The organism is Maccoyibacter intestinihominis, from assembly GCF_040096355.1.
GTDB lineage: Bacteria > Bacillota > Clostridia > Lachnospirales > Lachnospiraceae > Maccoyibacter > Maccoyibacter intestinihominis.
Map to the genome: position 1 here is coordinate 37,668 of NZ_JBBMEX010000005.1, position 22,568 is coordinate 60,235.

The 22,568-nt window shown below is 40.6% G+C and carries 20 protein-coding genes and 3 pseudogenes; 21 read left to right on the forward strand and 2 right to left on the reverse strand.

From position 1 onward, the window contains the following. Positions 1-89: 89 nt before the first annotated feature. The 6 genes from mutY to WMO43_RS06070 all read left to right on the forward strand — a co-directional run bounded on the left by mutY (position 90) and on the right by WMO43_RS06070 (position 5,796). The gene (mutY, locus tag WMO43_RS06045; protein WP_353530599.1) at positions 90-1,154 is read left to right on the forward strand and encodes an A/G-specific adenine glycosylase; all 1,065 of its coding nucleotides are present in this window, start codon (positions 90-92) and stop codon (positions 1,152-1,154) included. 665 nt (positions 1,155-1,819) lie between these two features. Continuing rightward, positions 1,820-2,971, forward strand: a complete 1,152-nt coding sequence (gene glf / locus WMO43_RS06050; RefSeq protein WP_353530601.1) for a UDP-galactopyranose mutase — start codon at positions 1,820-1,822, stop codon at positions 2,969-2,971. An 11-nt stretch (positions 2,972-2,982) separates the two neighbouring features. Beyond that, the gene (locus WMO43_RS06055; RefSeq protein WP_177962979.1) at positions 2,983-3,999 is read left to right on the forward strand and encodes a glycosyltransferase family 2 protein; all 1,017 of its coding nucleotides are present in this window, start codon (positions 2,983-2,985) and stop codon (positions 3,997-3,999) included. 133 nt (positions 4,000-4,132) lie between these two features. Continuing rightward, a complete protein-coding gene (locus tag WMO43_RS06060; protein ID WP_353530603.1) occupies positions 4,133-4,264 on the forward strand; it encodes a hypothetical protein in 132 nt (43 codons plus the stop codon). Between the two features lie 216 nt (positions 4,265-4,480). After that, positions 4,481-5,251, forward strand: coding sequence for a phosphopantothenoylcysteine decarboxylase domain-containing protein (locus tag WMO43_RS06065; protein WP_353530605.1), 771 nt, complete (start codon positions 4,481-4,483; stop codon positions 5,249-5,251). Beyond that, positions 5,248-5,796 carry a flavoprotein gene (locus tag WMO43_RS06070; RefSeq protein ID WP_353530606.1) on the forward strand — a complete coding sequence of 183 codons (549 nt, stop codon included), beginning with the start codon at positions 5,248-5,250 and terminating at the stop codon, positions 5,794-5,796. The genes WMO43_RS06065 and WMO43_RS06070 overlap by 4 nt, the downstream gene beginning before the upstream one ends. Positions 5,797-5,994: 198 nt before the next feature. On the opposite strand, the gene WMO43_RS06075 is transcribed toward WMO43_RS06070, so the two are convergent. Further along, a complete protein-coding gene (locus WMO43_RS06075; RefSeq protein WP_177962982.1) occupies positions 5,995-7,455 on the reverse strand; it encodes a nicotinate phosphoribosyltransferase in 1,461 nt (486 codons plus the stop codon). 240 nt (positions 7,456-7,695) lie between these two features. Here WMO43_RS06075 and WMO43_RS06080 point away from each other — a divergent pair, with 240 nt between their 5' ends. The 15 genes and pseudogenes from WMO43_RS06080 to WMO43_RS06150 all read left to right on the forward strand — a co-directional run bounded on the left by WMO43_RS06080 (position 7,696) and on the right by WMO43_RS06150 (position 21,012). Beyond that, the gene (locus WMO43_RS06080) at positions 7,696-8,385 is read left to right on the forward strand and encodes a YjjG family noncanonical pyrimidine nucleotidase (RefSeq protein WP_353530607.1); all 690 of its coding nucleotides are present in this window, start codon (positions 7,696-7,698) and stop codon (positions 8,383-8,385) included. A gap of 658 nt (positions 8,386-9,043) precedes the next feature. Continuing rightward, positions 9,044-12,205: an isoleucine--tRNA ligase gene (gene ileS / locus WMO43_RS06085; protein WP_353530608.1), complete on the forward strand. Its 3,162-nt coding sequence runs from the start codon at positions 9,044-9,046 to the stop codon at positions 12,203-12,205. 25 nt (positions 12,206-12,230) lie between these two features. After that, entirely contained in the window at positions 12,231-14,705 is a 2,475-nt protein-coding gene (locus WMO43_RS06090) for a glycogen/starch/alpha-glucan phosphorylase (protein ID WP_353530609.1), read from the forward strand. 369 nt (positions 14,706-15,074) lie between these two features. Then, positions 15,075-15,212 (forward strand): annotated as a pseudogene (locus WMO43_RS06095) (CatA-like O-acetyltransferase); the annotation flags it as partial. A gap of 174 nt (positions 15,213-15,386) precedes the next feature. Further along, complete coding sequence (locus WMO43_RS06100; protein ID WP_353530610.1) at positions 15,387-15,734, forward strand: hypothetical protein; 348 nt, start codon at positions 15,387-15,389, stop codon at positions 15,732-15,734. 98 nt (positions 15,735-15,832) lie between these two features. Beyond that, on the forward strand, positions 15,833-16,606 hold the full coding sequence (locus WMO43_RS06105) for a DUF134 domain-containing protein (protein ID WP_353530611.1): 774 nt from the start codon (positions 15,833-15,835) through the stop codon (positions 16,604-16,606). 188 nt (positions 16,607-16,794) lie between these two features. After that, positions 16,795-17,004 (forward strand): DUF6219 family protein, encoded by a 210-nt coding sequence (locus tag WMO43_RS06110; protein WP_353530612.1) that lies wholly within the window; start codon positions 16,795-16,797, stop codon positions 17,002-17,004. Positions 17,005-17,007: 3 nt separating this feature from the next. Next, positions 17,008-17,463: a thioredoxin-dependent thiol peroxidase gene (bcp, locus tag WMO43_RS06115; RefSeq protein WP_353530613.1), complete on the forward strand. Its 456-nt coding sequence runs from the start codon at positions 17,008-17,010 to the stop codon at positions 17,461-17,463. Beyond that, the gene (gene yaaA / locus WMO43_RS06120) at positions 17,463-18,212 is read left to right on the forward strand and encodes a peroxide stress protein YaaA (RefSeq protein WP_353530614.1); all 750 of its coding nucleotides are present in this window, start codon (positions 17,463-17,465) and stop codon (positions 18,210-18,212) included. The genes bcp and yaaA overlap by 1 nt, the downstream gene beginning before the upstream one ends. 126 nt (positions 18,213-18,338) lie before the next feature. After that, a pseudogene (locus WMO43_RS06125) lies at positions 18,339-18,534 on the forward strand (hypothetical protein). Between the two features lie 23 nt (positions 18,535-18,557). Further along, entirely contained in the window at positions 18,558-19,100 is a 543-nt protein-coding gene (rbr, locus tag WMO43_RS06130; RefSeq protein ID WP_353530615.1) for a rubrerythrin, read from the forward strand. A 27-nt stretch (positions 19,101-19,127) separates the two neighbouring features. Continuing rightward, positions 19,128-20,072 carry an L-lactate dehydrogenase gene (locus WMO43_RS06135; RefSeq protein WP_353530616.1) on the forward strand — a complete coding sequence of 315 codons (945 nt, stop codon included), beginning with the start codon at positions 19,128-19,130 and terminating at the stop codon, positions 20,070-20,072. 27 nt (positions 20,073-20,099) lie between these two features. Beyond that, positions 20,100-20,474: a desulfoferrodoxin family protein gene (locus WMO43_RS06140; protein ID WP_023920586.1), complete on the forward strand. Its 375-nt coding sequence runs from the start codon at positions 20,100-20,102 to the stop codon at positions 20,472-20,474. Between the two features lie 58 nt (positions 20,475-20,532). Then, a pseudogene (locus tag WMO43_RS06145) lies at positions 20,533-20,709 on the forward strand (HD domain-containing phosphohydrolase); the annotation flags it as partial. 114 nt (positions 20,710-20,823) lie between these two features. Beyond that, entirely contained in the window at positions 20,824-21,012 is a 189-nt protein-coding gene (locus WMO43_RS06150; RefSeq protein ID WP_353530617.1) for a hypothetical protein, read from the forward strand. Between the two features lie 261 nt (positions 21,013-21,273). Here the strand turns inward: WMO43_RS06150 and WMO43_RS06155 are convergent, their stop codons facing one another. Next, positions 21,274-21,981 (reverse strand): FadR/GntR family transcriptional regulator, encoded by a 708-nt coding sequence (locus WMO43_RS06155; RefSeq protein WP_353530618.1) that lies wholly within the window; start codon positions 21,979-21,981, stop codon positions 21,274-21,276. Positions 21,982-22,568: the final 587 nt, after the last annotated feature.

Genomic DNA, 22,568 nt, shown 5'->3' on the forward strand with positions numbered 1-22,568 from the left:
TGTCAATCCTTTCCTGTACTTTTCTGCCCTTTCTAAATATGTTATACTGTATACATAAAAATCGTAGAAAAAATGGAATGAGGAAGCGAATGTTATCAGAAATCCAGTTAGAAAAAATAAATGAACCGTTACTGTCATGGTTTGAGACTCATAAAAGAGTTCTTCCATGGAGAGAAAATCCGACACCTTATCGCGTATGGGTGTCGGAAATTATGTTACAGCAGACCCGAGTAGAGGCCGTCAAGCCATATTTTGAACGTTTTACGAAAGAGCTGCCGAATGTCCGCCATCTTGCAGAATGTGACGAGGAACGTCTTTTAAAGCTGTGGGAAGGGCTGGGGTACTACAACCGCGTGCGGAATATGCAGATCGCAGCAAAAACAGTGATGGAAGAGTATCAGGGAAAACTTCCGGCAGATTATGAAAAATTGCTGACGTTAAAGGGAATCGGTCATTATACGGCAGGTGCAATTGCTTCGATTGCTTATGGGATACCTGTTCCGGCGGTGGATGGCAATGTACTGCGGGTCATCACAAGGATCACTGCCGATGATACAGATATTATGAAGCAGGCGTTCCGTACACAAATGGAGCAGCAGTTGAAAGAATCCATGCCAAAAGAAGCGGCAAGTGCTTACAATCAGGCATTGATGGAATTAGGAGCAACGGTCTGTGTCCCGAATGGGGAGCCGGACTGTGACAACTGCCCTGTACAAAATATCTGTATGGCTAAAAAAGAAGGGAGCCAGATGGCATATCCGGTGAAGTCCAAAGCAAAACAAAGACGGATTGAGAAAAAAACGGTTTTTGTAATCCGGGACGGCAGCCGTGTAATCCTGAATAAACGTCCGGAGAAGGGACTTTTAGCCGGACTCTATGAATTTCCAAATGTAGAGGGGCATCTGAGTGAAGAAGAGGCATTAGAATATGTAAAAGAAATGGGACTGCTTCCGATGCGGATACAGGAGTTAGAGGAGGCAAAACATATTTTTTCACATATTGAATGGCAGATGGCCGGTTATGTGATCAAGGTTGCACAGCTAGAGGAGGACGATTCGGGATTGCTGTTTTTAGAGGCAGAGGACTGCATTCAGAATTATCCGGTCCCATCTGCATTTGAACGATATAAGAAATATATACGAAAACTGTTTTAGGGATTATTTCGTAATACGATTCGGGTGTCAAAAGGCGGTTTCCAGTTTTTTGATTGGCAACGTGCACAAAGCCGAGTCTATTTTGTTCCGTTGTACGAAAATAAGAAAATCTAAGTCTGCCTGAGTTAGATTACGCTAGAGTGACGTGTACGTCTTAAACACCCCGTCCATGGGATGCTAAGACTTTTGCTGCCGTCCATGGCAGCAAAACACTATACATCAACAGCCAGACTAAGATTTACTAATTTTCTCCCAAAGTCACAAAAGCAGTCCCAGGTTTGTGCAAGTTGCCAATTACTAAGATGTGAGCCGCCTTTTGACAACCTAATGTAATAAAAAATACAGGCATTCTCATAGAATAGAATGTCCTGTAAAAGTCTTATAAAAAGAGGGAGCCGATGTCTTTCGACATCGGCATACATATGAAAAAGAATGTATTATAATGGATTTAACCTCATTACGCTGTCTAGTATATATGGCAAATGTGAAAAGATTGTGATTACATTATGATAAATAAGTAAAAAAAAAATGAACAAAAAATGAACAAATTATGTAAACCGAAATCCTAAAATATTCTTAAGTTTCCAGAAAGAAGTTGGAATTAGAAGCATGAGTGTGTATAATAGACGAAAGAGAGAGGGGCACATCGCCCGGAGGAAAGTAATATGTATGACAGCATTATCGTTGGCAGTGGAATTGCAGGAAGTACGGCGGCAAGGAGACTGGCAGAAGAAGGAAAACGTAACGTTTTAGTAATAGAGAAACGCAGCCATATCGGCGGGAACTGTTATGACTGCATGGATGAACATGGTATCTGGATCCATCAGTATGGACCTCATATTTTTCACACGGAAATGAAAGAGGTTTATGAATTTTTCTCAAGGTTTACCATGTGGACATCTTTCCGGCATGAAGTGGTAGCACAGGTGGGCGAGCAGTTGATCCCGGTTCCATTTAATCTGAATACACTACATATGGTCTTTGAAAAAGATAAAGCAGAGGAACTGGAAAAGAAGCTGACAGATACTTACGGTTATGGAAGTAAGGTCCCGATCATGGAACTTAGAAAAAGTGAGGATGCAGGGATCCGCGAGATCGCAGATTATGTCTATCAGAATATTTTCCTATATTATACAATGAAGCAGTGGGGACAGAAGCCGGAAGAGATCAGTGAGGAAGTAACCGGACGTGTACCGGTACTGATCTCGCGAGATAACGGATATTTTACGGACCGCTATCAGGGAGTTCCCAAGCAGGGATTCCACCGGATGTTCCGAAACCTGTTAGACCATCCGAATATTACGATCGTGTTAGATACAGATGCAAAAGAGATTTTAAAATTTCAGGAAGATGAGATTTTATTGCATGGCGAGCCATTTCAGGGTGAGGTGATCTATACGGGAGCAGTGGACGAATTATTTGACTGCTGTGATGGAAGACTTCCGTATCGTTCCCTGGATTTTGCATTTGAACATTATGATAGGGACTCCTATCAGGGCAGAAGTGTGGTCAATTATACGGTCAGTGAAGATTTTACAAGGATTACCGAGTTCAAATATCTGACGAAACAAAAAGACACGGATGGAACCACGATCGTGAAAGAATATCCGTTTGCATATACAGGGAAAGATGGAGAAATTCCTTATTATGCAATTTTAAATGAAGAGAACCGGAAGCTGTATGAGAAGTACCGAAAGCGGACGGAGCATTATAAGAACTTTTATCTGTTAGGAAGACTGGCAGAATATCAGTACTATAATATAGATGCCATGACAAAGAAGGCATTGGATCTAACTGAAAAAATTATCAATCAATAGGAGCAGAACAGATGAAATTATTAACGGTAGCTATCCCATGTTACAATTCACAGGATTATATGGAAAAATGCATTGATTCGCTGTTAATCGGGGGCGAGGATGTGGAGATCATCATTGTCGATGACGGTTCAAAGGACATGACACCGGAGATTGCAGATTCCTATGCAAAAAAACATCCGGAAATCGTGCGTGCCATCCATCAGGAAAACGGAGGACATGGAGAGGCGGTCAATACCGGAATACGAAACGCACAGGGAATTTTCTTTAAAGTAGTAGACAGTGATGACTGGGTAGATGCAGAGGCATATCAGAAGATATTGGCAACACTGCGTGAATTAGTCGGCAACGGAAGCCAGTTGGATATGCTGATCAGTAATTTTGTCTATGAAAAAGAAGGTGCAAAGCATAAAAAAGTCATGAAATATACTTCGGCGATCCCGAAAGAAAAATTGTTTACCTGGAAGGATGTGCGGCATTTTTCAAAGGGACAGTATATTTTGATGCATTCGGTTATTTACCGGACACAGCTTTTGAGAGACTGTGGATTAGAATTGCCAAAGCATACGTTTTATGTGGATAATCTGTTTGTCTATGTACCACTTCCTTATGTAAAAAATATGTACTATCTGGATGTGGATTTTTACCGTTATTACATCGGCAGAGAGGATCAGTCCGTCAATGAGAGCGTGATGATCAAACGGATCGACCAGCAGATCAAGGTCAATAAAATCATGGTAGATTCCTATGATCTATGGAAATTGCAGGATCGAAAGCTCAGAAAATATATGTTTAATTACTTAGAGATCATTACCGTGGTATCTACGGTTATGCTGATCCGTTCCGGCACAGAAGAGAACCTTGAGAAAAAACGGGAGCTGTGGAATTATATCAAGCAAAAGGATCTGCGGTTATTCCATCATCTGAGAAATGGAATTATGGGTGGAACGATGAACCTTCCGGGTAAGGGAGGCAGAAAGATTTCGATTGCGGCATATAAGATTTCTCAAAAAGTAGTTGGATTTAATTAGTATTTGGATAATTATGAAAGGAACGAGTAGCAATAACTGTGGAAATTCGGTTTTTGACTGCTCGTTTTTGTTGCAGTATAGTAAATCCACGTTGCTACAAATGTGAGGTCACTTCATATTATCTATACATAAAATGAAATGTATTTTTGATTTTGAACTGACGGCAGAGGAAATGCACCAGATCGAAGAACTTGATACCGGAAAGAGTCTTTTCTTCTCACATCATAATCCGGAGATGGTGGAATGGTTTATGAGTTTTGTGTAAGGATGTGGCATAATTGGCATTTAAAGGGATAGTAATATAGTAGGTTAAGGGAAGAAACATAAAAGTGTGAGATGCTAATTCTTTGTAAAATCAAAAGAGAAATCCCTCTATGCAGTATTGCCGTTTTTGTGATAAGATATATAAAAACTAATGCCGCGTCAAACAGTACCTGTATGGAAGAATGTTTGGACAAAGGCATCAGATTAGGAGCATAGGATGATAACTGAAAGATCAATGAATATAATTGTTACAGCCGGAGGAACGAGCGAACCGATCGATAATGTCAGAAGGATCGCAAATACGGGAACCGGCAGACTAGGAAGTCTGGTCGCGGATGAATTAGCAGAGGCAGACTGGACAGGCCATATATTTTATGTCTGTGCAAAGGACTCGATCCGCCCGGTATCAAAGCGGGTAACCTGTGTGGAAATACAGAGCGTTGCGGATCTGCAGGAGGCTGTAACAGAGCTTACAAAAAAATATGTGATCCATGGAGTCGTGCACAGCATGGCAGTCAGCGATTACAAAGTCCGTTCGGTATCAACGATTGATAGTTTATCAGAGTATTTAGAGAACCGGAGCGCAGAGACAGGTGATCTGCAGAAAAAAATCGTACAGGGAATGGATGAGACCGATTTACGGGAAGGGGTAGGAAAACTGTCCTCACAAATGGGAGCACCGTTACTTTTGTTAGAGCCGACACCGAAAATCCTTCCAATGTTCCGGGAAATGGCACCACAGGCGGTAATTATCGGTTTTAAGCTGCTAAGTCAGGTTTCCGTGGAGGAGCTTTTCGATACAGCGCATCGTTTACTTGTAAAAAACCGCTGCGATTTTGTACTGGCGAATGATATGACAGAGATTGATGAAAACCATCATCGTGGTTATCTGATCGATCCGGAAAGAAACATACAGACCTTTGACACGAAGCAGGAGATCGCAAAGGGAATTGTTCAAACAATATACAGTGAGGTGGAACACAGATGAAGAAAAATATAATATTAGGTGTTACCGGAAGTATTGCAGCTTATAAGGCAGCCGATATTGCAAATACATTGACAAAAGAAGGACACAGCGTTCATGTGATCATGACAAAGGCAGGCATGGAATTTATCACACCGCTGACCATGCAGACCTTGACAAAAAACAAAGTTCACACAGACCAGTTTGCACCTTATGTGCCTTCGGAAGTAGAACATATTTCACTTGCACAGAAGGCAGATCTGTTTCTGGTGGCTCCGGCAAGTGCAGATTTTATCGCAAAAGCTGCTGCAGGGATAGCAGATGATATGTTGACGACGGTATTGTTAGCAACCCGGAACGTTCCGATTCTGGTTGCCCCTGCTATGAATACTGCGATGTACGAAAATCCGATCACACAGCGCAATATCAGAACACTGTCAGAGTTCGGGGTTAAGATGATCGAACCGCGTGAGGCATTACTTGCCTGCGGAGATTTAGGAAAGGGCGCATTAGCAGATACGGAGGATATTATCTCCGCGGTTCAAAAAGCATTATGCAAAGGAATTTGAAAAGCAGGCAGAGTAAAAGTCGGCAGAAAAATGGCAAAAGAAAAACAGAAGAAAACAGCTTCTGATAAAAGAGTCATATAAAAAATAATAAGTAGTGAAAAAGAAAGCCCCCATGGTAATCATACGAATCTGAAATCTGACGATTGGAGATCCGTACCATACCACGGGGGTTTTTGATTTAAAATGGCAGGAAAAAATTTAATCTTCCTGTAAATTATGTAGTTCGTTTAACAGATCATTTTTCAGATCATAGAGCTTCTTACTTAAATCTACATGGATCTCATGCGGATTGACAAAACGCTTGGTCTCATCCCAGATCGTGTCTTTTTCTTTGTTACAGATCTCCTGGATCTCCATAACGCTTGGAGATTCATAGATACATTTTCCATCTTTAAAGACCGGCACAAGAAGCTCGCGTAACGTATAGCTTCCACCGGCTAAACGTGTCTTTTTCCAAGGCTCGTTCGGGTCAAAAATGGTCATATCTTCCTCCGGGTCAAAGACTTCGCCGACTAAACAGATCAGGTCAGCACGGATCTTTCCGGTATTCTTGTCATAGATACGATAAATCGTCTTATTTCCGGGATTAGTAACTTTTTCCGTATTCTCGGATAACTTGATCTTAGGAATAAAAGTACCGTTCTCATCCCGGATAGCAGCTAATTTGTATACACCGCCAAAAGCAGGATTGTCTTTTGCCGTGATCAGGTTTGTTCCAACACCCCAGGAGGTGATCACAGCACCCTGAAGTTTCAGGCTCTCGATCAGGTATTCGTCTAAATCATTAGAAGCAGAGATGACTGCATCCGGGAAACCGGCTTCGTCTAACATTTTTCGTACTTTTTTAGAAAGATAAGCTAAGTCGCCGCTGTCCATACGGATTCCGTAGAAAGTAAGAGGAATACCGGCTTCACGCATTTCTTTAAAGACGCGGATGGCATTTGGCATACCGGATTTTAAAGTGTCATAAGTATCGACTAATAAGATGCAGGCAGACGGATATAATTCTGCATATTTCTTAAATGCCGTATATTCATCCGGAAAACTCATAATCCAGCTATGTGCGTGGGTACCTTTGACAGGAACATCAAAAAGCTGTCCGGCGAGGACATTAGAAGTTCCGGTACAACCACCGATCACGGCAGCTCTTGCACCATAAGTTCCGGCATCCGGTCCCTGTGCACGGCGAAGACCAAATTCCATAACGCCGTCACCTTTTGCTGCATAGCAGACTCTGGCTGATTTTGTAGCGATCAGACACTGGTGGTTTAAAATATTTAAAATAGCTGTTTCTACTAACTGTGCTTCCATGATCGGAGCAACCACCTTAATGATCGGCTCACGCGGGAAAATAACGGTTCCCTCCGGAATGGCATAAATGTCGCCGGAAAAATGGAAGTTGGCAAGGTACTCTAAGAAGTCATCATCAAAGATGTTCAGACTTTTCAAATAGGCAAGATCATTTTCATCGAAATGAAGGTCCTTGATATATTCAATGACCTGATCGAGTCCTGCGCAAATTGCATATCCGCCGTCACATGGATTGTTGCGGTAGAAAGCATCAAATACAACTACTTCGTGGTTCTGTGTCTTGAAATATCCCTGCATCATTGTCATCTCATACAAATCTGTCATCAGGGTCAGGTTTAATGTACTCATAATAATTTACATGAAAAAAACATGTACTCCTCTCTTTTTCTTGTGGTACAGACCGTAGTCTGTGCTGTGACAGCAAGCTGTCTTGTCAGTCTAATTAACAGAAATTATACCACATTCTGCTATTTTTACAAGGTTGCATTTGGTTTTTCGCAGGAATGGTTGAGGAAAACAGGGATAACATGATATAATTTTCAAAAGTTGTGAGCCGACATAGGAAACAGTCAGGAGAAAAAACAGGTCATGATACAGCACATATTTTTGGATTTAGACGATACGATATTTGATTTTAAGAAAGCGGAGCGGATTGCCTTGAGCAGAACCCTGCGTGAAGAGGGGATCAAGCCGACGGAACATATTCTAAATCGCTACAGTGAGATCAATCTTTCGCAGTGGAAACTATTAGAATTAGGAAAACTGACGCGTGAGGAAGTGTTAGTAAGGCGTTATGAGATATTGTTTCAGGAAGTGGGAATGTCCTGTGATGCAAAAAAAATTTCAGAAAAGTATGAGGATTTTTTAGGAGAAGGACATTATTTTATTCCGGGTGCAAAAGAACTGTTAGAGGATCTGTCAAAAAAATATCATTTGTATCTGGCATCGAACGGAGCCGTGAAAGTGCAGATGAGCAGGATCCAAAGTGCCGGAATTGAAAAATATTTAGAGAAGATATTTTTATCGGAACAGATTGGATACGAGAAACCAAGTCCGCAGTTTTTTGAAAAATGTTTCGCACAGATTCCGGATTTTAAAAAGGAAGAAGCACTGATCTTAGGTGACAGTCTGACTTCCGATATCCGGGGCGGAAAAAATGCCGGGATCCTGACCGTGTGGTTTCATCCATCTGGAAAAAAGGTCGAAGAGGAGATCGTGCCGGATTATGAGATTGGAAAGTTAGAAGAACTGAAAACGATTTTGTCCTTTTATTCCTGAAAAAATGCAAGGGAACGGTTGACAATCCTGGCCGTTAGGATTTATAATTCTAACGAATCAGATAAAGAATTAAAAAGACAATGACGAAGACAGTAGGATATTGGCAAAAGTGACAGCGAGCCGGAGCAGGTGAAAGCCGGTATGAGTAGCCATTATTACGAACATCACTTCTAAGTTGCAGCCTGAACCCGGCATTAAAAATATATAGAAGGTATATATTAGGAAGAGATTATTTTTAAGGCAGGCAGTAGGTGCTGACGGAGGTCTCCACGTTATGGAGAACATGTATGCAGGAGCAGGGCTTCTAAGTACAAGGTAACAGGTGGTAACGCAGAAAATATGCTCGCGTCCTTTTACAGGACACGGGTTTTTTTATTTTATAAGTGCGGATGCCAAAGCTATATTTTTATATAGGTATATGGTACAAATCCAATATTCCAAGTTTCCTTGTGCAGGACATTCCGATGAACCTCAAAAAACAGACATCGTGTTCGCCAGTGGACTTCACGATGTCTTGAGTTTCATCTCCATTGCACAAAAAGAAACTTTCCATATTGGATTTGTACCAATTACTACGATATCTGAAAATATAGCTTTGGCATCCGAAGCATAAAAAAAGAAACCACTTTATGTAGTGAATATAATAGGAGGAACACAGATGTACAACAAAGTATCAACTAACATGAACTTTGTCGAGCGTGAAAAAGAAATTGAAAAATTCTGGCGCGACAATGACATTTTTAAAAAAAGTATGGAGAACCGGAAAGAGGGAGAAACCTATACCTTCTATGACGGACCGCCGACTGCAAATGGAAAACCGCATATCGGTCATGTATTAACGCGTGTTATCAAAGATATGATCCCAAGATACCAGACGATGAAGGGCAAGATGGTTCCGCGAAAAGCCGGCTGGGATACTCATGGACTTCCGGTAGAGTTAGAGGTAGAAAAACTCTTAGGTCTGGATGGAAAAGAGCAGATCGAAGAATACGGATTAGACCCATTTATCAAGAAGTGTAAGGAAAGTGTCTGGAAATACAAGGGAATGTGGGAAGATTTTTCTGAAACCGTTGGTTTCTGGGCAGATATGGATAATCCGTATGTTACCTATGATGATAATTTTATTGAGTCCGAATGGTGGGCATTAAAACAGATCTGGGACAAAAAGCTGTTATACAAAGGCTTCAAAATCGTACCATACTGCCCACGATGCGGTACACCTCTGTCCTCCCATGAGGTTGCACAGGGATATAAAGACGTAAAAGAGCGTTCCGCAATTGCAAGATTTAAGGTAAAAGATGAGGATGCTTACATTCTGGCATGGACGACAACTCCTTGGACACTGCCTTCAAACGTGGCACTTTGTGTAAACCCGAATGAAACCTATGTAAAAGTAAAAGCAGGCGACGGATATACCTATTATATGGCAGAAGCACTGTTAGATTCCGTTCTTGGAAAACTTGCCGATGAGGAAAATGGTGTAAAAGCCTACGAAATCTTAGAGACCTATAAGGGCAGTGATTTAGAAAATAAAGAGTATGAGCCACTCTTTGATTTTGCAAAAGACATTATCGCAAAACAGCATAAGAAAGCATATTATGTAACCTGTGACACCTATGTAACGATGGGCGATGGTACCGGAGTTGTACACATTGCACCGGCATTTGGTGAAGATGATGCACAGGTAGGAAGAAAATATGACCTTCCGTTTGTACAGCTTGTCAATGGAAAAGGTGAAATGACCGAAGAGACACCATACGCAGGCGTATTCTGCAAAAAGGCAGATCCAATGGTGTTAAAGGATTTAGAGGAAAAAGGCCTGTTATTTGATGCACCAAAATTTGAGCACAGCTACCCACACTGCTGGAGATGTGATACACCGTTAATCTACTACGCAAGAGAGTCCTGGTTCATTAAAATGACCGCAGTAAAGGATGACTTGGTACGCAATAACAATACGGTTAACTGGATTCCGGAATCGATCGGAAAAGGACGTTTCGGTGACTGGCTGGAAAATATCCAGGACTGGGGAATTTCCCGTAACCGTTACTGGGGAACACCACTCAACGTATGGGAATGTGAATGTGGTCATCAGGAGTGTATCGGAAGCCGCGCAGAGTTAGCAGAAAAGAGTGGAAACCCGGATGCTGCACAGGTAGAGCTTCACAGACCATACATTGATGCCGTAACCATCAAATGCCCGGATTGTGGAAAAGAAATGCACCGTGTACCGGAAGTGATCGACTGCTGGTTTGATTCCGGAGCAATGCCATTTGCACAGCATCATTATCCATTTGAAAATAAAGAAGTGTTTGAGCAGCAGTTCCCTGCAAAATTCATTTCCGAGGCAGTAGACCAGACGCGTGGATGGTTCTATTCCTTAATGGCAGAGTCCACACTGTTATTTAACAAAGCACCTTATGAAAATGTTATCGTTTTAGGTCACGTTCAGGATGAGAACGGACAGAAGATGAGTAAGTCCAAAGGAAATGCCGTAGATCCGTTTGAAGCATTAGAGCAGTACGGAGCAGATGCAATCCGCTGGTACTTCTATATTAATTCCGCACCATGGCTGCCAAACCGTTTCCACGGAAAAGCAGTACAGGAAGGACAGAGAAAATTCATGTCCACACTGTGGAATACCTACGCATTCTATGTACTGTATGCAGAGATCGATCAGTTCGATGCAACGAAGTATACTTTAGACTATGAAAAATTACCGGTTATGGATAAATGGTTATTGTCCAAACTGAATACACTGGTTAAGACGGTCGATGAGAACCTTGGAAATTACAGAATCCCGGAGGCAGCAAGAGCATTGGATTCCTTTGTGGATGAGATGAGTAACTGGTATGTCAGAAGAAGCCGTGACCGTTTCTGGGCAAAAGGCATGGAGCAGGATAAAATCAATGCATATATGACCTTGTATACCGCATTGGTAACTGTTGCTAAGACAGCAGCACCGATGATCCCGTTCATGACAGAGGATATCTATCAGAACCTTGTCAGAAATCTGGACCCGACAGCACCGGAAAGTATTCATCTGTGTGACTTCCCGGTTGCAAATGAGCAGCACATTGATAAAGAATTAGAAGACAATATGGAAGCTGTTTTAAAAATTGTCGTAATTGGCCGTGCATGCAGAAACACAGCAAACATTAAGACAAAACAGCCGATCGGAAAGATGTATGTCAAAGCAGATTTTGCACTGTCAGAGTATTTTGTTGAGATCATCGAAGATGAGCTGAATGTAAAGAGCGTGGAATTTACAGAAGATGTCAGTGCATTTACAAGCTACACCTTCAAACCACAGCTTCGTACCGTAGGACCAAAATACGGTAAATATTTGAAACAGATCCAGCAGACTTTAGCATCCTTAGATGGCAATCAGGCAATGGCGAAACTCAAGGCAGAAGGGGCGCTCAAGCTTGACAATATCAGCGACGAGGTTGTATTATGTGAAGAGGATTTACTGATCAGTATGGCACAGAAAGAAGGCTATGTTTCTGACAGTGAAGGTGGGGTTACCGTGGTACTTGACACGAATCTGACACCGGAACTGATCGAAGAAGGAATGGTAAGAGAGATCATCAGTAAATTACAGACCATGAGAAAAGAAGCAGACTTTGAGGTAACAGACCGGATCCATGTAACCTACAGCGGTTCCGACAAGGTAGGCGAGATCTTTGAAAAGTATGGTGAAAATATCAAGACAGTAGTCCTTGCAGATACTGTCACAGAGGGAATGACAGACGGATATCAGAAGGAGTGGAAGATTAACGGAGAAACAGTTCTTCTTGGTGTTCAAAAGGCACAGTAAACAATTATAAAAGAGGAGTTTGCTTATGAATAATGAGACTTTTGACAAAGCGCAATTTATAAAAGATGTACAGGACAACGTGAAGAACCTGTACCGCAAAACCATCAAAGAGGCAACCCAGCAGGAGATTTTTCAGGCTGTATCCTTTACGGTAAAAGATGTCATCATTGATGAGTGGTTAGCAACACAGAGAAGTTTTGATAAACAGGACCCGAAAATGGTTTATTACATGTCCATGGAGTTCTTAATGGGTCGTGCTCTCGGCAACAACCTGATCAACTTAAAGGCATACAAACAGGTAAAAGAAGCACTCGAAGAGATGGGACTGAATCTGGATGTCATTGAGGATCAGGAGCCGGATCCGGCACTTGGAAACGGTGGACTGGGTCGTCTTGCAGCCTGCTTTATGGAATCCCTCGCAACACTGGGCTATGCAGCATATGGCTGTGGAATCCGTTACCGTTACGGAATGTTCAAACAGAAGATCAAAGATGGTTTTCAGGTTGAGGTACCGGACAACTGGTTAAAAGACGGTTATCCATTTGAATTGCGTAGACCAGAGCATGCCTGTGAAGTAAAATTTGGCGGATATGTCCGTGCAGAAGCAGGTGAGAACGGAAGAACCCGTTTTATTCAGGAAGGATATCAGTCAGTAAATGCCGTACCATACGATATGCCGATCATCGGATATGGTAATAACGTGGTAAATACTCTGATGATCTGGGATGCAGAGCCGATGAACTGCTTCGAGTTAGATTCCTTTGATAAAGGAGATTATCACAAAGCAGTAGAGCAGGAGAACCTTGCTAAGAACTTAGTAGAAGTTCTTTATCCGAACGATAACCATATCGCAGGAAAAGAGCTGCGTTTAAAACAGCAGTACTTCTTTGTATCTGCAAGCGTACAGCGTGCCGTAGCACGTTTTAAAAAGAATCATCCTGACATTCATCAGTTACCGGAAAAAGTAACGTTCCAGTTAAACGATACACATCCGACCGTAGCCGTAGCAGAGTTGATGCGTCTCCTGTTAGATGAAGAAGGTTTAGAGTGGGATGAGGCATGGGAGATCACAACCAAGACCTGTGCATACACAAACCATACGATCATGGCAGAAGCATTGGAAAAATGGCCGATTGAGATCTTCTCCAGATTACTGCCTAGAATCTATCAGATCGTAGAAGAGATTAACAGACGTTTCATCCTTGAGATAGAGAAAAAATATCCGGGCAATCAGGAAAAAGTCCGCAAGATGGCAATTGTCTATGACGGACAGGTAAAAATGGCACATCTTGCAATCGCAGCAGGATATTCCGTTAACGGTGTGGCAAGACTTCATACAGAAATCTTAAAGAACCAGGAATTAAAGGATTTTTACGAGATGTTCCCGCAGAAATTCAACAATAAGACCAATGGTATCACACAGCGCCGTTTCTTAATGCATGGAAACCCACTGTTAGCAGACTGGGTAAGCAATAAGATTGGCGAGGACTGGATTACGAACTTAAAACATTTAAAGAAATTAGAGATCTATGCGGATGACAAGAAAGCACAGCAGGAGTTCATGCAGATCAAGTACCAGAACAAGCTGCGTTTGGCAGAGTACATCCAGAAGCACAACGGAGTGGAAGTAGACCCACGTTCTATTTTCGATGTACAGGTTAAGAGACTGCATGAGTACAAGAGACAGTTATTAAATATCCTTCATGTGATGTATCTGTACAATCAGTTGAAAGAGCATCCGGAAATGGAATTCTACCCAAGAACCTTTATCTTCGGAGCAAAGGCAGCAGCAGGATATAAAAATGCAAAGCTAACGATTAAACTGATCAATAGCGTTGCAGATGTGATCAATAATGACCCGAGTATCAATGGAAAGATCAAAGTTGTATTCATTGAGGACTACAGGGTATCGATTGCAGAGTGGATCTTTGCGGCAGCAGATGTATCTGAGCAGATTTCTACAGCAAGTAAGGAAGCCTCAGGAACAGGTAACATGAAGTTTATGTTAAATGGTGCTTTAACACTTGGAACTATGGATGGAGCCAATGTAGAGATCGTAGAGGAAGTCGGAGAAGAGAATGCATTTATCTTCGGTATGAGTTCCGATGAAGTCATTGAGCATGAGCAGAAACGTGATTACAATCCGATGGATATTTTCAATCAGGATCAGGATATCCGCAAGGTATTAATGGAACTGATCAACGGATTCTATTCACCAAATGATCCGGAGTTATTCCGTGATCTGTATAACTCACTGCTGAATACACAGTGTACACAGTTTGCAGATACCTATTTCATCTTAGCAGATTTCCGTTCCTATGCAGAAGCGCAGAAACGTGTGATGGAAGCATATAAAGATGAAGAAGGCTGGGCAAAGAGTGCAATTTTAAATGTTGCAAATTCAGGAAAATTCTCATCAGACAGAACCATCCAGGAATATGTGGATGACATCTGGCACTTAGATAAAGTAACAGTAGATATGAGTGTCGTTGAGGATTAATCGGCATTAATAGAATATAGGGATCGTGTGAAAAACCGGAACAGAAGGCTGGGAGGGCTGGATGTTTCCGGTTTTTTGATCAGCAAATTACACAAAGCCGAGTCTATTTTGTTCCGTTGTACGAAAATAAGAAAATCTAAGTCTGCCTGAGTCAGGCTGTGATAGAGTGACGTGTACGTCTTAAACGCCCCGTCCATGGGGCATTAAGACTTTTGCTGCCGTCCATGGCAGCAAAACACTATATATGAACAGCCAGACTAAGATTTACTAATTTTCTCCCAAAGTCACAAAAGTAGTCCCGGCTTTGTGCAAGTTGCCAGCCACTAAATTGTGAGCCGTCTTTTGACACCCTAATCTTAATAGGTAAAAGACTGGGGAAAATATTATGAGAAAAATGGAAGAATTATGATACCAATATCGGTACAAGTACATCATTCGTTTGTGGATGGAATACATATTGGACGATTTGTGAATAAATTACAGGGGTATTTTGATAGAACAGATTAATGAATGCCACAGATTTGGACAATTGTAAGTATGACACGATCCGTATCGTACATGTGACAGGACGATTCTTACTATTTTCTGTAGAGTATGTTACCTTCTGATCAGCCATTAGGCAGTCAAATACCTGTGATATTTGACCCTCGCGGCAATAAAGCAAAAGGAAGGTTAGATAAGATGAACAGAAATGGAAAGAAATTATTGACTTTAGGAATGGTGTTGCTTGTAATGTTTGTAATCTGGACATTTCAGACATATTTAGTTGGTGCCGGAGCATCATCCTTGCGTGAAGCCATCAAATTATTCTGGACCTTCCGTGTTCCGTGGGGATGGACATACACTGCCGGAACAGTAGCTGATTGGGTGGCACAGTTTAGTTTTGGATTTTATAGTTTGATGCTTACATTTTTGTTGTTAGAGTTGATTGTAATGGTGTTATATAAGCCACGAACCTGGTGTACATTTTGTCCAATGGGAACAATGACGCAGGGTATCTGTAAATTAAAAAATAATGAAAAGAAGTAATATTATAAGGTGATTCATAAAAGGCATATGTCAAAAACGTTATTGACATATGCCTTTTATAGGACTATTATATAAGAAAAGCGAGAAAGGAGCAGTTTATGCCGAGACCAGTAAAATGCAGAAAAGTTTGCCATTTCCCCAATGTTTTAGAATTTCTTCCGGCAGATGATACTGAGAAAAAAACGCCCATTGTTCTGACGGTAGATGAGTACGAGACAATCCGTCTTTTGGACAAGAAAGGTTACAGTCAGGAGCAGTGTGCAGAATCTATGCAGATCGCAAGAACGACGGTCCAACGGATTTACGAGATTGCCAGAAAGAAAATAGCAGATGCTCTCATTGATGGACATCCGCTTAAAATTGAGGGCGGGGATTTCATAATCTGTGACGGTCAGAGCAGCGACTGCAGCTTTGGAGGATGTTACAAACAGGAGATTTATCAAAAATATGCAGTAGAAAAAGGAGAAGGTATCATGAGAATAGCAGTAACATATGAAAATGGACAGATTTTCCAACACTTTGGACACACAGAGACATTTAAGATTTACGATGTAGAGGAAGGAAAAGTGCTACATTCAGAAGTAGTAGATACGAATGGAAGCGGACATGGTGCATTGGCAGGAGTTCTTAATGCCTTAAATGCCGATGTTTTGATCTGCGGTGGAATCGGAGGAGGTGCTCAGACCGCATTAGCGGCAGCAGGAATTAAGCTTTTCGGAGGAGTTTCAGGAGATGCAGATAAAGCGGTAGAAGCTTTTATCAATGAAACACTTGAGTATAATCCGGATGTGAAGTGTTCTCACCATGAGCACAACCATGGGGAAGGACATACATGTGGTGAGCATGGATGTGGAAGCCATAGCTGTCATTAAGAAGAATAAAAAAATACAACACGAAAGGATGCGTCAAGGTAATGCCAGAATTATCGTGATACATCCTTTTGTATTTGGATTGATTATTTTTTCCCTGCTTGTCGAAAGTAATGGATGGAATGTATAATATTGTTAATGATCCAGAGATATTTATTTTGGAAACAGCTTAATCAATTTGGAGGTATAAAATGAAAGCACATAAATATTGGTCAATCGGAGCAATAGTTACAATGGTTGGAACTTTTTATACAGGATATAAAGGGTTAAAAGCAGCACACAAATACTTTGCGTTTGGCTCTCTGATATGCATGATTATGGCAGTCTATTCTGGTCATAAAATGATTTCTGGCAATAAGATGACAAGAAAACAGATGGAATTGAAAGAAGTGGAGGAATAAAATATGTTAGAAGTAGGAAAAAAAGCACCGGACTTTGAATTGCCGGATCAGAATGGAGAAATGCATAAATTAAGTAATTATTTAGGTAAAAAAGTAATTTTATATTTTTACCCAAAGGATAATACGCCAGGCTGTACAAAACAGGCATGTGGTTTTTCAGAGCGTTATCCTCAATTTACCGAAAAAGGTGCGGTGATCCTTGGAGTAAGCAAGGACTCTGTAGCGTCTCACAAGAGATTTGAAGAAAAATACGGACTGGCATTTACGCTATTAGCAGATCCGGATCGTAAAGTTATTGAAGCATATGATGTCTGGAAAGAAAAGAAAAATTATGGAAAAGTATCTATGGGTGTAGTAAGAACTACATATCTTATTGATGAGCAGGGAATCATTATAAAGGCAAATGATAAAGTCAAGGCGGCAGATGATCCTGAAAATATGCTTAAGGAATTGGCATAATGAAGATTATTTTATCACCTGCAAAAAAGATGATTGTAGATACCGATAACTTAGCACCGGTTGAACTGCCTGTCTATATTGATAAGACAGCAGAAGTATTAAACTGGATGAAAAGCAAATCAAAAGAAGAACTGAAAGCTATCTGGAAATGTAATGACAAGATTGCAGAGCAGAACTTTAACAGATTGGAAAATATGGATCTTTATAACAGGCTTACTCCGGCTGTTTTGGCATATGAAGGGATTGCATTTCAATATATGGCACCATCTGTGTTTGAAATCCAGCAGTTTGAGTATTTGCAAAATCATTTAAGAATCCTGTCTGCGTTTTATGGCATTTTAAAACCAATGGATGGTGTGACTCCTTATCGTCTTGAAATGCAGGCAAAGGTTGGAATTGGAGATACAAAAAATCTGTATGAGTACTGGAGAGACTTGTTATACCGCTCAGTAATCGATGACAGTAGGATTATCATTAATCTTGCATCAAAAGAATACTCAAAATGTATAGAAAAGTATCTGACACCACAGGACAGATATATTACGATTGTATTTTGTGAGTTATCCGGAGATAAATTGGTAACAAAAGGTACCTATGCCAAGATGGCTCGTGGTGAAATGGTCAGATTCATAGCGGAAAATAATATTGAAAATCCGGTGGAGATTCAGAAATTTGACAGACTCGGATATTCGTTTAGGTCTGATTTATCTTCAGATTCAGAATATGTATTTGAACGCAAAATAAAATAGTTATTCAGGTAAAAGATGCTTGGTTTGGTAGTTTTATAATAATGAGAATTATTACTACTTTTATTGACAACAGGATGATAGTAGTATATAATCCTTATTAAGAACTAATCCTAATAAGGAGGACGAATGACAAGTAGGAGAAATACCATTCAAAAAGATCTTGTAAGAAATACCGTATACGAAATGAGAAGACACGTTACGGCAAATGAAGTGTATGAATTTATATTTGCTGGAAAGAATTCATAACACTCATGGAATTGAATTTGTGGATTATGATATTTCATTTAAAGGCATTTGCCCGAAATGTAGGGAGAAAAAGTAGTAAAGAAAACGGAGGTAAAAGAGATGGCAGCAAACAAATATGCAGGAACACAGACAGAGAAGAATTTACAGGAGGCATTTGCAGGGGAATCACAGGCAAGAAATAAGTATACCTTTTTTGCTTCTGTAGCAAAAAAGGAAGGTTACGAGCAGATGTCAGCATTGTTTTTAAAGACTGCAGATAATGAGAAAGAACATGCAAAGATGTGGTTCAAGGAATTAGCAGGAATTGGTGATACAAAGGAAAACCTGGCGGCAGCGGCAGAAGGCGAAAATTATGAGTGGACAGATATGTATGAAGGCTTTGCTAAAACAGCTGAGAAAGAAGGATTCCCTGAGCTGGCAGCAAAATTCAGGGAAGTAGGTGAGATTGAGAAGCACCATGAGGAAAGATATCGTGCACTTCTTAAGAATATTGAAACTGCACAGGTATTTGAAAAGAGCGAAGTTAAGGTATGGGAATGCCGTAACTGCGGACATATTGTGGTAGGAACTAAGGCGCCTGAAGTATGTCCGGTATGTAATCATCCACAGAGCTATTTTGAAGTACATGAAGAGAATTATTAAGGGGATGAGATTATTACGAAGAAGAAAGTGATTAATTCAAAAAAAGCAGTAATGATAGGCTGTGGCTTTGTTGGTTCTGCATCGGTATTTGCTCTGATGCAGAGTGGCTTGTTTACAGAGATTGTCCTTATCGATGCAGATAAGAACAAGGCAGAAGGAGAAGCGATGGATATCAGTCATTGTATTCCATTTGCGAGTCCGATGAAAATATATGCCGGAGATTATGATGATGTGGCTGATGCTGCAATTGTTGTCATATCTGCCGGAGCCGGACAGAAACCGGGAGAGACAAGGCTTGATCTCGTAAATAAAAATGTAGCAATATTTAAGTCAATCATTCCTGAAATAGCAAAGAGAAATTTTTCAGGTATCATGCTTGTAGTTGCGAATCCGGTAGATATCCTGACTCAGGTAGCCATAAAGTTATCAGGACTTCCAGAAAACAGGGTTATTGGATCGGGTACTGTGTTAGATAGTGCCAGATTAAGATATAAGCTTGGTGAGCATTTATCTGTGGACAGCAGGAGTGTTCATGCATTTATAGTAGGTGAGCATGGAGACAGCGAAGTTGTAGCATGGTCATCAGCCAATGTATCTGGTGTTCCATTAAGTGAAATGTGTGAAATGCGTGGACATTACAAGCACAAGGAAAACACGGCAGAAATAGCTACAGCAGTCAAGAATAGTGCTTATGAGATTATAAACAAAAAGCACGCTACATATTATGGAATTGCAATGTCTGTAAAAAGAATCTGCGAAGTGATTATGAGAGATGAAAAATCAATACTTCCTGTATCACACATGATTCATGGAGTATATGATATTGACGGAGTATCGTTAAGTATGCCAGCTATTGTAGGTGCAGATGGTATTGAGTCTGATATACCTATTAATTTAAGTGGCGAGGAAGCGTTAAAGCTTAAGGAATCTGCAGATTCATTGAAAAAGATTATGGAGACAATTGAATTATAAATTTTACACATGGAAGGAGAAAAAGACATGGAAGTAAGGTATTATATTTGTAAGCATTGTGGAAACATTGTTGAAAAGGTAAAGGATAAGGGTGTACCTGTAATTTGTTGCGGAGAACCTATGCAGGAATTAAAAGCCGGAGTGACAGATGCTGCTGTCGAGAAGCATGTACCTGTATATACGATAGAAGGCAGTCATGTTCATGTCGTGGTCGGAGAGACAAAACATCCAATGCTTGAAGAGCATTTCATTGAGTGGATTACATTAAATACAAACCAGGGAATATACAGAAAACAGTTAAATCCAGGGCAGGAGCCGGTAGCAGATTTTTGTCTTTGCGATGGTGAACAGGTAGAAGAAGTATATGCATATTGTAACCTGCATGGATTATGGAAATGCTAAAAGCATTTATACATATTAAGGTTACAGAACAGCACAAATATAACAGTAATATGAATTACAAGATTTATCCGAGAAAAAAACAAATCTTCATTGTATTTATGGTGAAAAAAATATTACTAAAATTCCATTTAAAACAGATGTGTCAAATGTGATTTTGTATCATCATGAACATGCCGATGGAACTGGTCCTTTTCAAAAAAAGTGGAATGAAATTCCATTGTTTGCAAGGACTTTATCAGACGATGAGTTTTAAGGACATCACTTTAAAAGAAATCGAAAAGAAACCAGTTTTTCAAGAACATCGATCTATAACTATTTTCAGACAAAAGAGGAAATATTTCTTGCACTTTTGAAAAGAGAATATGATTCATGGATCGAACAACTATGTGAGGCAATGGAATCAAAAGAAACCATGACAGATGATGAGATAGCAGATCTTCTTGCACGAACGTTAGATGATCGCAGGCAGCTTTTGAAGATCATGTCCATGAACCATTATGGCAATGTTAGAAAAGTTCCGCAAAGATATGGATTTTGAAAAAAGGTAGGAATTTGTATATTCTTTTTTCCCGTTTATGTTTGGAATATATCCGTATACCGTTGTGACAAAGAAACAGAAAGAGGCAATGAAACTAGCGGGAGTGGATTATACATACAGTTCATTGTACAATCTGACTTTTGTTGCAGTTAGAAGGATGCTTAGGAATTAAAAAGGTAATCTCAAAAACAAAATAATCCGTGATAAATATAGGAACATTTAGATATAAAAACATAAGAATCAGGCAGACAAGGACAAATCCTAGTCTGCCATATATTTTTGCCGTTTATAAGCCTCTAACCATTCTCTTTGCAGATCAGCCAGCTCCTTGCCCTTTCCGTTTCGAATATAATCTAAAAAGATTTCTAACCGTTCGAGCGAGGCATCTTCTCCGACGGTCAGGATATAATCCTCCCAGAAGGAAAGTCCTGCCACTAAAAAAGCATTGAGGATCAGCGGTGTAATCGTATTTCCACTTAAAAAAATGATCGTGCGGTGAAAGAGGAACATCGCCTGTGAAAGGGCATGGATGCCATCCCCCTTTGCCTTGTAGGTTTCTGCTAAAAGCTGCTCTAACTTTGCAATATCCTCTTGGGTATGGTGTGCGGCTAATGCTTCCAGAGCCGGACATTCCAAAAAAGCGCGTACATCTAAAAGACTTTTTGCAGTCTGTGGATTCAGATAGCCACCATTATATTTCATAATAGCCATCAGTGTGTCGAGGTTGCCGTTTTGTGCATAGTCAGCCACCGTAACACCTTTTCGGCTGACCACGTCTAAAAAACCAAGACGGGAAAGTTCACGGATACCCTCGTGAACAATCGTTTTGCTGATGTTCATTTCATCTGCAAGCTCGCGTTCGGTAGGCAGTCGTTCTCCGGGTTTTAAGGCACCGGAGAGGATCATTCCTTCAATTTTTTGTATAAAAAGCTCCTTAATGGAAGGAGCGATGATTTCTCCAAATTTCATAAGACACCTCTTTTGTATCGATTGGTCAGACCAGGACCATATAAAAAATATAGCATGTACAAAATATTTTCGCAATAGAAAAAAGCTGAAAAGTTAAGTTGAAAGAAAGTTGAACTAAGGAAAACGCACAACCTTCCGATAAATAAGATAACAACGATTTATTGAGAAGCCAGGGACGGTAGATAAAAAGAAGAGATTCTTTTTGTGTACCGTCCTTTTTACGCTATAGGATTCGGGTGTCAAAAGGCGGTTTCAAGTTTTTTGATTGGTAAATTGCACAAAGCCGAGTCTATTTTGTTCCGTTGTACGAAAATAAGAAAATCTAAGTCTGCCTGAGTCAGGCTGCGATGGAGTGACGTGTACGTCTTAAACGCCCCGTCCATGGGGCTTAAGACTTTTGCTGCCGTCCATGGCAGCAAAACACTATACATAAACAGCCAGACTTAGATTTACTAATTTTCTCCCAAAGTCACAAAAGTAGTCCTAGGTTTGTGCAATTTGCCAGCCACTAAGTTGTGAGCGCCTTTTGACACCCTAATCTTTATAGGAAATACGGTGCTTCCTATAGAGCAAGAAGCCCTTTGGGC

What these genes read in the sequence shown, in the direction of transcription:
- mutY (WP_353530599.1), top strand. Translation starts at nt 90, where the DNA reads ATGTTATCAGAAATCCAGTTAGAAAAAATAAATGAACCGTTACTGTCA.
- glf (WP_353530601.1), top strand. Translation starts at nt 1,820, where the DNA reads ATGTATGACAGCATTATCGTTGGCAGTGGAATTGCAGGAAGTACGGCG.
- WMO43_RS06055 (WP_177962979.1), top strand. Translation starts at nt 2,983, where the DNA reads ATGAAATTATTAACGGTAGCTATCCCATGTTACAATTCACAGGATTAT.
- WMO43_RS06060 (WP_353530603.1), top strand. Translation starts at nt 4,133, where the DNA reads ATGAAATGTATTTTTGATTTTGAACTGACGGCAGAGGAAATGCACCAG.
- WMO43_RS06065 (WP_353530605.1), top strand. Translation starts at nt 4,481, where the DNA reads ATGATAACTGAAAGATCAATGAATATAATTGTTACAGCCGGAGGAACG.
- WMO43_RS06070 (WP_353530606.1), top strand. Translation starts at nt 5,248, where the DNA reads ATGAAGAAAAATATAATATTAGGTGTTACCGGAAGTATTGCAGCTTAT.
- WMO43_RS06075 (WP_177962982.1), bottom strand. Translation starts at nt 7,455, where the DNA reads ATGAGTACATTAAACCTGACCCTGATGACAGATTTGTATGAGATGACA.
- WMO43_RS06080 (WP_353530607.1), top strand. Translation starts at nt 7,696, where the DNA reads ATGATACAGCACATATTTTTGGATTTAGACGATACGATATTTGATTTT.
- ileS (WP_353530608.1), top strand. Translation starts at nt 9,044, where the DNA reads ATGTACAACAAAGTATCAACTAACATGAACTTTGTCGAGCGTGAAAAA.
- WMO43_RS06090 (WP_353530609.1), top strand. Translation starts at nt 12,231, where the DNA reads ATGAATAATGAGACTTTTGACAAAGCGCAATTTATAAAAGATGTACAG.
- WMO43_RS06100 (WP_353530610.1), top strand. Translation starts at nt 15,387, where the DNA reads ATGAACAGAAATGGAAAGAAATTATTGACTTTAGGAATGGTGTTGCTT.
- WMO43_RS06105 (WP_353530611.1), top strand. Translation starts at nt 15,833, where the DNA reads ATGCCGAGACCAGTAAAATGCAGAAAAGTTTGCCATTTCCCCAATGTT.
- WMO43_RS06110 (WP_353530612.1), top strand. Translation starts at nt 16,795, where the DNA reads ATGAAAGCACATAAATATTGGTCAATCGGAGCAATAGTTACAATGGTT.
- bcp (WP_353530613.1), top strand. Translation starts at nt 17,008, where the DNA reads ATGTTAGAAGTAGGAAAAAAAGCACCGGACTTTGAATTGCCGGATCAG.
- yaaA (WP_353530614.1), top strand. Translation starts at nt 17,463, where the DNA reads ATGAAGATTATTTTATCACCTGCAAAAAAGATGATTGTAGATACCGAT.
- rbr (WP_353530615.1), top strand. Translation starts at nt 18,558, where the DNA reads ATGGCAGCAAACAAATATGCAGGAACACAGACAGAGAAGAATTTACAG.
- WMO43_RS06140 (WP_023920586.1), top strand. Translation starts at nt 20,100, where the DNA reads ATGGAAGTAAGGTATTATATTTGTAAGCATTGTGGAAACATTGTTGAA.
- WMO43_RS06155 (WP_353530618.1), bottom strand. Translation starts at nt 21,981, where the DNA reads ATGAAATTTGGAGAAATCATCGCTCCTTCCATTAAGGAGCTTTTTATA.